The 12,334-nt window shown below is 65.1% G+C and carries 12 protein-coding genes and 1 tRNA gene; 6 read left to right on the top strand and 7 right to left on the bottom strand.

The annotated features are described in order from the left end of the window. Window positions 1–217: 217 nt before the first annotated feature. Together nhaA and rodA are read left to right on the top strand one after the other, a co-directional pair. Complete coding sequence (nhaA, locus tag ACXJ1Z_RS05165) at window positions 218–1,411, top strand: Na+/H+ antiporter NhaA (RefSeq protein WP_463780033.1); 1,194 nt, start codon at window positions 218–220, stop codon at window positions 1,409–1,411. 90 nt (window positions 1,412–1,501) lie between these two features. Then, on the top strand, window positions 1,502–2,581 hold the full coding sequence (rodA, locus tag ACXJ1Z_RS05160) for a rod shape-determining protein RodA (RefSeq protein WP_463780031.1): 1,080 nt from the start codon (window positions 1,502–1,504) through the stop codon (window positions 2,579–2,581). 58 nt (window positions 2,582–2,639) lie between these two features. On the opposite strand, the gene ACXJ1Z_RS05155 is transcribed toward rodA, so the two are convergent. The 3 genes from ACXJ1Z_RS05155 to ACXJ1Z_RS05145 all read right to left on the bottom strand — a co-directional run bounded on the left by ACXJ1Z_RS05155 (window position 2,640) and on the right by ACXJ1Z_RS05145 (window position 6,398). After that, complete coding sequence (locus ACXJ1Z_RS05155; RefSeq protein WP_463780030.1) at window positions 2,640–3,677, bottom strand: aldo/keto reductase; 1,038 nt, start codon at window positions 3,675–3,677, stop codon at window positions 2,640–2,642. Between the two features lie 176 nt (window positions 3,678–3,853). After that, window positions 3,854–5,104 carry an arsenic transporter gene (locus tag ACXJ1Z_RS05150; protein WP_463780028.1) on the bottom strand — a complete coding sequence of 417 codons (1,251 nt, stop codon included), beginning with the start codon at window positions 5,102–5,104 and terminating at the stop codon, window positions 3,854–3,856. A gap of 43 nt (window positions 5,105–5,147) precedes the next feature. Beyond that, window positions 5,148–6,398 carry an MFS transporter gene (locus tag ACXJ1Z_RS05145; RefSeq protein ID WP_463780027.1) on the bottom strand — a complete coding sequence of 417 codons (1,251 nt, stop codon included), beginning with the start codon at window positions 6,396–6,398 and terminating at the stop codon, window positions 5,148–5,150. A 234-nt stretch (window positions 6,399–6,632) separates the two neighbouring features. On the opposite strand from ACXJ1Z_RS05145, the gene ACXJ1Z_RS05140 reads away from it, so the two are divergent. Beyond that, on the top strand, window positions 6,633–7,019 hold the full coding sequence (locus ACXJ1Z_RS05140) for a hypothetical protein (protein ID WP_463780025.1): 387 nt from the start codon (window positions 6,633–6,635) through the stop codon (window positions 7,017–7,019). 165 nt (window positions 7,020–7,184) lie between these two features. Here the strand turns inward: ACXJ1Z_RS05140 and ACXJ1Z_RS05135 are convergent. Further along, window positions 7,185–7,276 (bottom strand) — tRNA-Ser (locus ACXJ1Z_RS05135). 244 nt (window positions 7,277–7,520) lie between these two features. On the opposite strand from ACXJ1Z_RS05135, the gene ACXJ1Z_RS05130 reads away from it, so the two are divergent. The 3 genes from ACXJ1Z_RS05130 to ACXJ1Z_RS05120 all read left to right on the top strand — a co-directional run bounded on the left by ACXJ1Z_RS05130 (window position 7,521) and on the right by ACXJ1Z_RS05120 (window position 10,167). Beyond that, entirely contained in the window at window positions 7,521–8,369 is an 849-nt protein-coding gene (locus tag ACXJ1Z_RS05130; RefSeq protein ID WP_463780024.1) for a DUF1134 domain-containing protein, read from the top strand. A 62-nt stretch (window positions 8,370–8,431) separates the two neighbouring features. Continuing rightward, entirely contained in the window at window positions 8,432–9,610 is a 1,179-nt protein-coding gene (locus tag ACXJ1Z_RS05125) for an amino acid aminotransferase (protein WP_463780022.1), read from the top strand. An 11-nt stretch (window positions 9,611–9,621) separates the two neighbouring features. Further along, complete coding sequence (locus tag ACXJ1Z_RS05120; protein WP_463780020.1) at window positions 9,622–10,167, top strand: GNAT family N-acetyltransferase; 546 nt, start codon at window positions 9,622–9,624, stop codon at window positions 10,165–10,167. On the opposite strand, the gene ACXJ1Z_RS05115 is transcribed toward ACXJ1Z_RS05120, so the two are convergent. From ACXJ1Z_RS05115 to ACXJ1Z_RS05105, 3 genes are read right to left on the bottom strand one after another with little or no spacing between them, the layout of a single operon-like run. Continuing rightward, window positions 10,164–10,781, bottom strand: a complete 618-nt coding sequence (locus ACXJ1Z_RS05115) for a riboflavin synthase (RefSeq protein ID WP_463780019.1) — start codon at window positions 10,779–10,781, stop codon at window positions 10,164–10,166. The genes ACXJ1Z_RS05120 and ACXJ1Z_RS05115 overlap by 4 nt on opposite strands. An 8-nt stretch (window positions 10,782–10,789) precedes the next feature. Beyond that, complete coding sequence (gene ribD, locus ACXJ1Z_RS05110; RefSeq protein ID WP_463780017.1) at window positions 10,790–11,755, bottom strand: bifunctional diaminohydroxyphosphoribosylaminopyrimidine deaminase/5-amino-6-(5-phosphoribosylamino)uracil reductase RibD; 966 nt, start codon at window positions 11,753–11,755, stop codon at window positions 10,790–10,792. A 33-nt stretch (window positions 11,756–11,788) separates the two neighbouring features. Next, window positions 11,789–12,286, bottom strand: coding sequence for a hypothetical protein (locus ACXJ1Z_RS05105; RefSeq protein ID WP_463780016.1), 498 nt, complete (start codon window positions 12,284–12,286; stop codon window positions 11,789–11,791). Window positions 12,287–12,334 lie beyond the last annotated feature (48 nt).

Here is a 12,334-nt window from a genome sequence, read left to right as displayed (position 1 = left end):
GCCAATCATGGGGCTGCGTAAGACGACAGTCTTGCAAGACGCCTGCTGAAGCCGAGAGTGTCGGCAGCCGCGACGATATTGCAGCGGTTCGATGCGCACGACCGGCCTAAAGCCACTACCCGCGACCATTTTCCTTTGCTCGCGGGAGCGGCATCACGCTATCCGGCGTGGCAGCCTCGGCAATTCCCTATCCGCTCGCATATGAGATTCAAGATCTATGGCGAATCGCAATCGCCCACATCCAAGCACCCTGCGGCGCTTCCTGAGCAGCCAGGCATCGGCCGGCCTGGTGCTGATGGCCGCCGCGGCCGCGGCGCTGGTGATCGCCAATTCACCGCTGGCACCCGGATACGAAACGCTTCTTCGCTCTCATATCGGTCCCTTGTCGCTGGAACACTGGATCAATGATGGATTGATGGCGATGTTCTTCCTGCTCGTGGGGCTGGAGATAAAGCGCGAGGTGCTGGACGGTCAGCTCTCCACATGGTCACGCCGGATCTTGCCCGGAATCGCCGCTATCGGTGGAATGGCGGTACCGGCATTGATCTTCCTGGCGCTCAATCCCGGGGTGTCGGCGCGGGGCTGGGCCATTCCGGCGGCGACCGACATCGCTTTCGCGTTGGGGGTCATTTCGCTGCTGGGAAAGCGCGTGCCGACCTCGCTGCGGGTGTTTCTCACGGCGCTTGCCATCATCGACGATCTCGGCGCCGTGGTGATCATCGCGTTCTTCTACACGGCCGATCTGTCATTCGCCTGTCTTGCCGGCGCCGCCGGGATTGTGGTCGTGCTTGTCGCGATGAACCGCTTCGGCGTGCGAAGCCTGATCCCGTTCTTGTTGCTCGGTGCGCTCCTGTGGGTCTTGGTGTTGCTGTCCGGTATCCACGCGACGCTCGCAGGTGTCGTGCTGGCGCTGACGATTCCGCTGGATCGGACGCCGGGCCGATCGGACGACAAGGCATCCAGCCCGTTGCACCGCCTTGAGCATGCCCTGCATCTGCCTGTCGGGTTTCTCATCGTACCGATCTTCGGCCTCGCCAACGCCGGGGTTCCGGTTCTCAGCCTGCCGGCCGCGGCGCTTGTGGCGCCGGTCACCTTGGGTGCCGCGCTCGGTCTGCTCGTCGGCAAGGTGATTGGCGTTTTCGGGCTCTCGACTTTGGCGATCCGCCTCGGCATCGTCGACGCGCCAGCGCATGCGAGCCGCGCGCAGCTGTTTGGCGTTGCCCTGCTGTGCGGTATCGGCTTCACGATGAGCCTGTTCATCACACTATTGGCGTTTCCAGGGAATCCGCTCCTGCAATCCGAGGCGAAGGTCGGCGTTCTGGCCGGTTCGCTTCTGGCCGGGGCGCTGGGGTATCTGGTACTGCGCATTGCCGATCGCGAAGGGCCGCGGAACGCTTTGGAATCCGCATAGTCTTGCCTAAGGCCCTCGGGCGAGGGGCGGCCAAGACACGGCCACCGTCAGTCACACCGGAGCAGTTTGTTGTCGATTATCCCAGCAGCGATGCGCAAGATTCCATGGGGCATGCTCATCACGCTTGTCGCCATCGTCTTGTTCGGTCTGACCACGTTGTACTCCGCAGCCGGAGGAATATCGCCTTGGGCGCTCAACCAGGGTGTCCGGTTCGTCGTGCTGGCCGGCCTCATGTTCGGGCTGTCGCGCGTCTCGGTCTCACGCTGGATGGACATCGCCTACCCATCGTACGCCATCACGCTGGTGCTGCTGCTCGTGGTCGAGCTGTTCGGCAAGATCGGCATGGGCGCGCAGCGCTGGATCGATCTCGGTTTTATTCGCCTGCAACCGTCAGAGTTCATGAAGATCGCCGTGGTGCTCAGCCTCGCCAAGTTCTTCCACAAGCTTCCGCCATCATATGTGAGCCGTCCGTCGACGCTGCTGGCGCCGCTCGCACTCCTGGGCGTGCCGGCCGCGCTCGTCATGCTGCAGCCGGACCTGGGGACGGCGGTAATGATCTCCATGGCCGGCATCCTGGTCATATTCCTTGCCGGCGTGGCGACCCGGTGGTTCGTCGCCGCTGGCGGGATCGCGCTGGCGGCGCTTCCGATCGCCTGGAGCATGTTGCACGACTATCAGAAAAACCGGGTGCTGGTCTTCATGGACCCTGAAGGCGACCCGCTGGGCACCGGTTATCATATCACCCAGTCCAAGATCGCGATCGGCTCGGGCGGGATGTTCGGGAAGGGCTTTCTCGACGGCACTCAGAGCCACCTGGCCTATCTTCCCGAGGCTCACACCGATTTCATCTTCGCCACCATGACCGAGGAATGGGGCATGATGGGCGGTCTCTTCGTGCTGCTCACCTACGGTTATCTGATCCGCTGGGGTTGGGGGCTCGGAACCAGCGGAACGACGATCTTCACCCGGCTGACCGCAAGCGGCCTTGCGTTCACGATCTTCCTCTACGTAGCCATCAACCTGGCCATGGTGATGGGATTGGCGCCCGTCGTCGGAATCCCGCTGCCGCTGATGTCCTATGGTGGCTCCGCCATGATGACGATCATGATCCTGCTGGGCATCCTGATGTCTATCCATCGCGAACAGTCGGGTTCCAGCACCTTCGGATGAGGGGCGGCCATCTCTCGATGCCGCCCAGCCGGGCCAGGTTGCGATAGGCGCCGCGTGCTCAGCGTCGCTGCGCAAGTAGCTCGCGTTGCAGTTCGCCCTGACGTTCGAGCATCCAGCCAGGGTATTCGCGCGGCAGCGCGCTCACCTTGTCCAGCGTGGCGAGTTCCTCGGCGGTCAGGTCGATCTCGGTGGCGGCCAGATTGTCCGCCAGTTGGTCCGGACGTTTGGCGCCAACGATGACGCTGGTCACGGCGCGCTGGTGCAGCAGCCAGGCCAGGGCGACGCGCGCCACCGACACGCCACGGCTTTCGGCGATGGGGCGGATCGCCGCGATCACGGCGTCGCCGAGGGTCGGCTCCACCGGGGGAAAGTCGAACCCAGCGCGGCGGCCGTCGCCAGGCTCGCCGGCGCTGTACTTCCCAGACAGGAAACCACCCGCCAGCGGGCTCCAGACCATCAATCCGACCTCTTCGGACAAGAGCATGGGTGCGATCTCCCGCTCCAGTTCGCGGCCTACCAGCGTGTAATAGGCCTGCAGCGAAGCGAAGCGGTGCAGGCCGAGACGCTCGGCGATCCCGAGCGCCTTCGTGATCTGCCACGCGGCCCAGTTCGATACGCCCACATAGCGGACGTGACCGTGCTGGACGAGCGTATCGAGCGCCCGCAGCGTCTCCTCGATCGGCGTCACGGGGTCGAAGCCGTGGATTTGATAAAGGTCGATGTGATCGAGTTGAAGGCGCTTGAGGCTCGCCTTGCAGGCGTCGATCAGGTGGTAACGCGACGCCCCACGGGCGTTGGGGCCCTGGCCGGTGGCGCCAAAGCCCTTCGTCGCGACGACGATCTCGTCACGTTTCACGCCCAGGTTGCGAATGGCCTGTCCGGTGATTTCTTCCGAGCGGCCATCGGCATAAACGTCGGCAGTGTCGATGAAATTGACCCCGCCCTCGATCGCGGCACCCACGAGCATATCCGCATCTTCCTGGCCAAGTTGGCCGATCTTCGCCCACATACCCTCGCCGCTGCCGCCGAACGTCATCGTGCCGAGGCAGATCTCGGACACGAACAGGCCGGTACGACCCAGGTTGTTGTAGCGCATGATAGGATGGCCTTTTTGGCAAAGTGTTATTCACCGGCACAACGCTCGACATGCCACGGGGTTCAAACTTTCCGTACGATGGCAAGGAGCGGGAGCCATGCGGACGGGCCTACTTCCGGACTCACAACGGACTACGGGTCGTCGCATCAATTCGTTCAGCCTCATCGCACCAACCGTCACCCGATCAGGAGCCTCACGCCGAGCGCCGCGATCAGCGCGAGGGGCATCGCCACCGCGCCGACTTTCAGGAAAGGCCAGAACCCGACATCCTCGCCCTCGCGGCGGATCGCCTGGAGCCACAGTATCGTTGCGAGGCTCCCCGTGATCGACAGGTTCGGCCCCAGGTCGACACCGATCAACAGCCCGTCGACGACCAGCCGTGGCGGCTGGGCTTGCGCCACGGCGGTGCTGGCGACAAGCCCGGCGGGCAGGTTGTTCATCAGGTTCGATGCGACCGCCACGATCGTTCCCGAAACTGCCGACGCCTGCGCCGGGTCGAGCGATGCCGTATCGATGCCTTGCGCGATCCAGGCGATCACCCCGGTCAGTTCCAGCGCCGCGACCAACACGAACAGCCCCGCCACAAGCGGCAGCACGCTCCACGAGACGCCTTTCAGCAGCAGCAGCGGCGAGGAGCGTGCGATCGCGCAGACCGCCAGCGTCGTGACGATCCCGGCGATCGCGGTCGGTAAGCCGAGTTCCATGTCCATCGCCGACACCGCCAACAGCACGAATGCGGTCGCGACGATTCCGGCGAACGCGGCCTTGCCGCCGGTGGTCAGCGCGGTGCGCTCGACCGTGCTCAGGCAGGTGCCCGCCAGCCGCTTTCGCTCGATCCAGCGCAGCACGAGAAAGGTGACGACGATCGACGCAACCGACGGCAGCGCAAACGATGCGAACCATTGTCCCAGCGGCGGCATATGCCCGCCATAGAGCACGAGGTTGGCGGGGTTTGAAATCGGCAGCACGAAGCTGGCGGCATTCGCGATCAGCGCGCAGGCGAACAGCAGCGGCAGCGGATCGGCCTTTGCCTTTCGAGCGGCGGCATAGACGGCAGGTGTCAGCACGACCGCGGTCGCATCGTTCGACAGGAAGGTCGTCGTTATGATCCCGGTGACGTAGACGAGCGCGAACAGCCTCGCAGTCGATCCTCTGGAGTGGATCGCCGCGGTTGCCGCGACCCAGTCGAACAGTCCCTCGGCGCGCGCGACCTCGCTCAGGAGCATCATGCCGATCAGGAAGAGGTAGACGTCCAGCCCCTTGGCGACGGCGCCGACTGCGACGGGAAGGGGCATGAGCCCGAAAGCCAGCAGGAGCACCGCGCCCGCGACCGCCCAGATCGCTTCGGGCCAGCGGAACGGGCGCGCGATCACCGCAGCCGTGGAGGCGGCGCAGATACCCCAGGTAATGCCGGTGGCCAGGATCACGCGAAATCGTCCATTTCGCGGCGCGGGCGCGTGGGCATGGCAGTCACTTGTGCGTTTCCGGCATGGCGACCAGGTAGAGCACGAACCCGGCGGCGGCGATCGCGGCGAGCGTCAGGAAGCTGGCGGTGTACCCCGCCCACACGATGATCGACCCAGCCAACGTTGCCGACAGCGCGGCTCCAAGCCCGAACACACTCGATACGACGCCCTGGCTGACGTTGAAGCGCCCGCTCCCCTTGGTCAGATCGGCGACGATCACCGGGAACAATGCGCCGAAGATGCCGGCGCCGATTCCGTCCAGTGCCTGCACCCCGACCAGCCACCAGGGATCGTTCGACACGGTATAGAGCGCGCCGCGCGCCGCGAGGAAGGCGAACGCGACGAGGAAGATCGGCTTGGTGCCCCACCGCCCGGTGTTGCGCCCGACGACGATCGCGACGGGCACCATGACCAGTTGCGCGGCAACGATACACGCTGCGGTTAGCGAGGTCGCCTTGTCCGTGCCGACCGTGCGCCCGAGCAGCTGACTGACCGAGGTCAGCATCGCGGCGTTGGAGAGGTGGAAGGTGAAAGCCGTGACGGCGAAGATCATCAGCGCACGGTTTTCAAGCAGTGTCTTCCACCCGCTCGGCTCCTCGCAGCCTTCCTCGGGTTCGCAGTCGAGCCCGCGCGCGACCGCATTGTCGATAGCCTTGTTGTCGATGCGCATCGACACGAAGACGCTGGCGACCGTCAGCCCGGCCATCAGCCAGAACACGACGACCGGTCCGAACTTCCAGGCGAGCAAGCCCGCCAGCGCTGCCGACACCGCGTTGCCGGCGTGGTTGAACGCCTCGTTGCGGCCGACCCGCTTGGCGAACAGCTTCGGCCCCACGAGCCCCAGCGTGATGGCCGAGATTGCGGGCGCAAACAGTGCGCCAGCCGCTGCCGCAATCGACTGGGTGATGGTCACCATCGTAAATCCCGACACGATCGGCAACGACAGGCTGCCAAGCGTCACCAGCAGCGCGGCGACGATCACGATGCGCGGCTTGTTCCTGGCGCGGTCGATCAGTCCGCCGGCAGGGGTCTGCGATAGCAGCCCGACGATGCCGGCGATCGTCAGCACCATGCCGACGGTGGCCTCGTTCCAACCGTGAGATGGTCCGCGTACGACGAGCAGATAGATGGCTAGATACGGCCCCAATCCGTCGCGCACGTCGGCAAGGAAGAAGTTCAGTGCGTCCAGCGAGCGGTTTGGCTTTGCCAATGGCGGCGAGATCTCACCGCCGGGGATTGCTTGCGCTGATGCCATTGGCGTCCTCCAAGGTAAATTCGCACGGAATTACCGCCGGGGTTGCTTTAGGGCGCTCCTGCGTCGGGAGCCTGAACGGAACTGTTCAGGTTCGGTTTCCTGATCGTGGCAAAAAGCCGCGGAGGGGGACAGATGCCGGCGCTGGCTCGACCCAATCTGGATGGTCGAAGGCGGTACGGGCCGCGCAGGACGAGATCACTTGATCTCGCATCCGTCCGGATGGCAAGGAAGCGCATGGCTCCACACACCCGCAGCATGATTGCCGCAACCGCCTTCGCCTTTCGCACAGGCAAGAAGGTTGCCGGCCTTTACGACCACGCCGCCGCGCAGGATCGGCGGATCGCCGCCGAATTCCGCGCCAACCAGCTCCAAGGCTTCGATGGCGACCGCAATGTCCGGTTCGGCGGCACGCTGCCCGAGATCTTCGATGCTGGCGAAAAGGCCTTCGTCTCGTTCGAAGTCGAGGACGATGCGATCAAGGGCTACGACCGGGGCTCGTCGACCTTCTACACCGCCAAGGTGAGCGGCGGAGTGGTGCAGGTGTATGACCATGGCGAAAGCGCCTGGTTCGCGTACGATATCCAGGACGCGGATGCGTCACACAGCTATCACCGATCGTAAGCGCCTCCAGGCTCGGGCAGTCCCGATCGAGCGCTCATCTCTGCGGATTGGGGGCGGCAGAATTCGCTAACGGGTCGCCGCCGCCATGGACATCGTAACCGCGCCCATGTGCCTTTGGATGCATGCAGCCTCGGCGATCGTGATGGTGGACTGATGTCGGTACGCTGGCGGAGACGCCGGGATTCGAACCCGGGGTGCCCCCTTAAGAGCACGACGGTTTAGCAAACCGCTGGTTTAAGCCACTCACCCACGTCTCCGGATGCGGCGTTGAGGGCGCGCTATAGCGGCGAGTGGCGTGAGCGGCAAGGGGGCGTGACGTGCGATGGCATATTCGTTCCATCGGCGAGGCACCGTCGCTCGGGCGCGAATTCCACAGTCGCGTTTGGTTCGTTCATTGTCGGATCAGCCATGGTGGCGTTTAGGTGCTTGCGCGATGGGAACGGAGCCTCGGGGGCGCGGCATCGCGCGGCGCTTCGAGGGCGGTTGAAGGATGGCAGGATCATGACGGGATCGAATACACGTCGGCGTGGCGCACGATTGTTCGCGGTTGTGGCAGCGCTCGGCCTGGGATTGAGCGGTGCCGCTCAGGCGCAGGTCCGCTCGGTCGATCCCGACGCGGCGATCGACGGCGACTTGAGCCCGGGACAGAACCGCGCGGCGACGCCCACGCCACCGCGTTCGGCGCCACCGCGCGAGTTGCCCGCGCGCGAGCGCGACCGGGATACGGACAGCAGCTATGCCGGAAACGGCACGCCCGTCGACACGACCTCGTCCGACCGGCCCGTCGCCGATCGGGCCGCTCCCCCGGCCTCGGTCGATGACTGGAACCCCCAGGCGATCGGAACCGAAAGCAACGCGCCCCAAGGGAGTACTTATCGCAAGGACGACCTGATCGGCGCGGCCGAAGGCGTGTTCGGCAAGGGGGCGCAAGGTTTGGCGAGCCTGATCGAGGATCTGCTGCGCAAGCAGGGCGAGCCCAACGCTTATATCGTGGGTCGCGAAGGTTCGGGTGCGATCGGGATCGGCCTGCGATATGGTTCGGGAACCTTACATCACAAGGTCGAAGGCTCGCGCGCGGTCTATTGGACCGGGCCGTCGATCGGGTTCGATGCGGGGCTGAACGCGGCCAATGCCTTTGTGCTCGTCTACAACCTCTATGACACCGAAGACCTCTACAAGCGGTTTCCCGCTGGCGAGGGGCAGGCTTACCTCGTCGGCGGATTCAACGTCAGCTACATGAGGCGCGGCAATGTGGTCATCATTCCGGTCCGCATGGGTGCGGGCGTGCGGCTGGGTATCAACGCGGGCTACATGAAGTTCTCGCACGAGCAGAAATGGTTGCCGTTTTGATCGTTTGACCACCACTCTGCGGCTTGCCGTCGCCGGCGCCGCGGATTAAGGCCGCGCCCGTCATGCTAACAAACCTCAAGCAACAGCCCGCCGATGCGCTCCTCGCGCTGATCAAGCTCCACAATGCCGATCCGCTCGCCGACAAGATCGATCTTGGTGTGGGGGTATATCGCACCGATGACGGGGACACGCCCGTCTTCGGCGCGATCAAGGCGGCTGAGGAAAAGCTGGTCCGGGAGCAGGATTCCAAGGCCTATCTGGGTCCCGAAGGCGACATGGCGTTCGTCGAGGCGCTCATGCCCTACGTGTTCGGCCAGGACAGCGCCGATATGGGCGGCCGGATCGAGGGGATGCAGACCCCCGGTGGCACCGGCTCCTTGCGTCTGGCACTGGCGCTGGCAAAGCGCGCCGGGATCGAGCGGATCATCGTCGGCATTCCAAGCTGGCCCAACCATGCGCAGATCTGCGCCGACCTCGGTCTCGAGGTCGTCGAGTTCAACCATGCCGTCGCCGAAGGGCAGACCGACATGGCCGGCTTGCGCTCGGCGCTCAGTGGCGCTGGCGAGAACGACGCGATTCTGCTTCACGGTTGCTGCCACAACCCCACCGGAATCGACTACTCGCATGCCGAGTGGGACGAAATCGCCCAACTGGTTTCGGACAGCAAGGTGCTGCCGATCCTCGATCTGGCGTACCAGGGCCTGGGCAACGGCATGGAAGACGACGCCTATGGCGTACGCCGCGTGCTGGTTGCCGTGCCCGAGGCGCTGATCTGCTATTCGTGCGACAAGAACTTCGGCCTCTATCGTGATCGTGTTGGCGCATTCTACGTCATGGCATCAGTCCCTGAGGATCTGCCGCGCATGATGTCGAACGCGCACGCACTGGCGCGCGCCAACTGGTCGCAGCCACCCGATCACGGGGCGGCGGCCGTGCGGCTGGTGCTGGAAGATCCGGCACTGACCGCGCAGTGGCTGAACGAGCTCGATGAAATGCGTGAGCGGATGCGGCAGGTGCGGGCCAAGCTGGCTGCGGCGGGCAGTGCCGGTTCGGTGGACCTGCGCCCGATCGGCGGGCAGAATGGATTGTTCTCGATCGTGCCGCTCAGCAAGGAGCAAGTGCTCGAAATGCGTGAGAAGCATGGTGTCTACATGGCAGGTTCTGGTCGCATCAACGTCGCCGGCTTGACGATGGGTAACATCGACAAGTTTACCGACGCGCTCGCTCAGGTCGCCGGCTGAAGGATACGGACATGGACCGGCAGCCAATCCTCGAAGGAGAGCGGCTGCTGCTTCGCCCGCTGCTGCCCGACGATCGCGATGTGCTGTTCGTCGTCGCGAGCGATCGCGAGATATGGGCGCGACATCCGGCGCACGATCGCTGGCAGCGCCCGGTCTTCGATGCCTTTTTCGACGAAGGGCTGGCGGCCAAAGGTGGCCTAGCCATCCTCGACAAGGCAAGCGGGGCCGTGATCGGATCGTCGCGCTATGGTGAATCTGATGATAGCGCCCCCAATACCATCGAGATCGGCTGGTCGTTCCTCGCTCGGTCTTACTGGGGTGGCGGCTACAATGCCGAATTCAAGCGGTTGATGCTTGCCCATGCCCTGGCACACCATGAACGGGTGACGTTTCAGGTCGGAGCGGACAACGTGATCTCACGCCGGGCGATGGCAAACATCGGCGGCGTGCTGCTGCCCGGGCCGGGTCCGGTCATCGAACGGAGCGGCGTCATGGTCGAACACGTCGTGTTCGAGATTACCCGCGAAAGCTTCGCGAAGGGACCTTTGGCGGCTTAACCGCGCAGGCTCTGCATGCGCTTGAGGTAGCGGGCGAGGACGTCGATCTCGAGGTTGACCTTGTCGCCGCGCTGCAGGCTTCCGATCGTCGTCACTTGCGCGGTGTGCGGTATGATATTGACCGAGAAGTGGCAGGTGCCGTCCTCCTGATCGGTCACTTCGTTCACCGTCAACGATACCCCGTCGATGGTGATCGAGCCCTTTGGGGCGAGGTAGGGAGCAAGCTCGTGCGAGACGACCACGCCAATCCGGCGCGAGTCGCCATCGGGGCAGACGCCAAGCACTTCGCCCACGCCATCGACATGGCCGGTGACGATATGGCCGCCCAATTCATCGCCCAGCTTCAAGGCAGGCTCCAGGTTGAGACGGGTGCCTTGGGACCAGCGCTGCGGCACGGTGCGGGCGATCGATTCGCCCGAGATGTCGACCGCGAACCAGGCATCCCCGGCAACGCCGCCCTTGTCGACGACGGTTAGGCACGTGCCCGAACAGGCGATCGAGGCGCCCATCGCGATGCCTGCCGGGTCGAACGGACAGGCGATGACGGCGCGCAGGTCGCCCGCCTGCCGGGTTTCGCGGATGGTGCCGAGGGCGGTGATGATGCCGGTGAACATGGCGCTCCTTAGCCGTGGCGAACGTAGAGTTCCAGCGTGTCGCTGCCGAGTTGTCGCCGATCGTCGAGCCGCCACCGTCCATGCGCTTGCGCCAACGATGACAAGCCGATCGCGGCGATTGCCGGCTGCCCGCCCCCGATCAGGATGGGCGCGCGATAGATCACGAGCCGGTCGACCAGTCCGACTGCGAGAAAGGCCGAGGCCGTCGCAGCGCCGCCTTCGACGAAGAGCGACTGGATCCCCGCCATGTCGCAGATGGCTTCGGGTGCCGAAAGCGCGCGCCAGCCGGCAGGTGCATCGCCTCGGGTCAGAACCCAGCGCTGTGGACTACGCTCTTCAAGCCCGGGCAGGCGCACGTCGAGCCTGGGCGTATCCGCCCGCAAGGTGCCACCGCCGACGAGGATGGCATCGGCTTGCGCGCGCATCGCGTGGGTATGCGCGCGCGCGGCGGGGCCGGTGATCCATTGGCTCTCACCGTTGGCCATGGCGATGCAGCCATCGAGCGAAAGCGCGAGCTTGAGGGTGACCTCGGGCCGACCGAGGCGGGCACGGGTGAGATAGGCCGCAAGGCTCGCTTCGCACTCGGGCGATGGGACGATCTCGCAGGCGATCCCGGCCGCCCGAATCAGCGCTATACCTTGCCCAGCAGTACGTGGATCGGGGTCGCCGCAGCCGACCACCACGCGCGCCAGACTGGAGGCACAGATCAGGTCGGCGCAGGCGGGTCCGCGCTGCGACCGGTGCGCGCAAGGCTCTAGAGTGACGTAAAGCGTGGCCCCGTCCGCAGCGTCTCCGGCAGCGGCCAGGGCGACCGCTTCGGCGTGGGGTCGACCGCCATGCTGCGTCCAGCCACGCCCGACGACCTTGCCGTGGCGCACCGCGATCGCGCCGACTCCGGGATTGGGGCGGCTGAGTGGACGCGCCCGCGCGGCAAGGCTCGCGGCGGCCGCCAGCCAGCGTCGATCTTCGTTCACGAACGATGCACCGTCGGTCCGTCCGCCAGCCAGCTATTCGCCGGGCGCGATGACAGGCTCGCCTTGCGCGGCCAGCTTGGCGTTCGCCTCCTGACGTCGCTTGCGGATGGCGGCGAGTTCGGCCTGCTTGGCGGCGGCATTCTGGGCGTCGGCTTCGCGTGCGATCTTGTCGACATCCATGCCCGAGACCCGGCCAAGCTCCTTGTAGAGATTGCGTACGTCGGCATCGCGACGGGCCTGATCCAGCGCGAAGGCTTCCTTGCGCTTCTGGTTGGCGACGTTCGAAGCCTCGATCTCGGCATCGGTGCGATGCTCCGGTAGCACCGAGATATACGTCACCTTAGGCGGCAAGTGAGGGGCGCTGCCCTCCTGCTGGGTCATGACGTAGAATATGCCGTACGTGCAGGCCCCGGCGACGATGGCGAAGCGCCAGCGGTTGTGGCCGGCCTGCCGCCAGACTTCGCGAAAGTCCGCGATCATGCCCGTCGGATTGACGTCGCGCCACATGCCGGATCGTTTGAACAAAGACATGGCGTGAAGATAGGACATCACGCCCGGTTGTGCCAGCACCCCGGCGGT

The sequence above is a fragment of the Novosphingobium sp. TK46 genome (genome assembly GCF_055361525.1).
This window is presented reverse-complemented; position numbering and strand designations above follow the sequence as displayed.